Here is a 793-nt window from a genome sequence, read left to right on the forward strand (position 1 = left end):
TAATGCCTCAGTTTTTTATAGAACGGCCAATATTCGCGTGGGTAATAGCCATTATTACCATGCTTGCTGGTCTATTGGCAATTATCAAATTACCGGTGGCGCAATATCCAACCATTGCACCACCTGCTATATCGGTTTCAGCAACCTATCCTGGAGCTGACGCCACCACAGTACAAAATACCGTTACTCAGGTTATCGAACAGAATATGAATGGGATTGATAATCTGGTTTATATGTCGTCAACCAGTGATGCAATGGGTAACATGTGTCTGACACTTACCTTTGAAGCTGGAACAGATCCCGATATTGCACAAGTACAGGTACAAAATAAATTACAATTGGCCATGCCATTACTGCCCCAAGAAGTACAGCAGCAAGGCATCCATGTTAATAAATCTACCGGTTCTTTCTTGATGGTAGTCACTTTTATTTCTAAAGATGGCTCTATGAATCAAGAGGATATCGCTGATTATGTTAACTCTCACATTAAAGATCCTATCAGTCGAGTAAAAGGGGTCGGTGAAACCCAGCTGTTTGGCACTCAGTACGCTATGCGGATCTGGTTAGATCCAGATAAACTTGTTAAATACAATATGGCCACTCAAGATGTTATCAATGCCATAAAAATTCAAAACAACCAAGTTGCTGCCGGTCAGCTAGGTGGCACACCACCGATCGCAGGCCAACGACTGAATGTTTCGATTATTGCTCAAACGCGGCTAAATAATGCCGAACAATTTGCCAATATCCTGTTACGAGTTAATCCGGATGGTTCTCAGGTTCGTTTAAAAGA

The 793-nt window shown here is 41.9% G+C and carries 1 protein-coding gene; it reads left to right on the forward strand.

Going from position 1 to position 793, the window contains the following annotated elements:
- Positions 1–2 precede the first annotated feature (2 nt).
- On the forward strand, positions 3–793 hold a 791-nt coding region (locus CBG25_RS11160), incomplete at its 3' end, for an efflux RND transporter permease subunit (protein WP_290606676.1).

The sequence above is a fragment of the Arsenophonus sp. ENCA genome, assembly GCF_002287155.1.
In the GTDB taxonomy this organism is placed as follows: Bacteria; Pseudomonadota; Gammaproteobacteria; order Enterobacterales; family Enterobacteriaceae; genus Arsenophonus; species Arsenophonus nilaparvatae.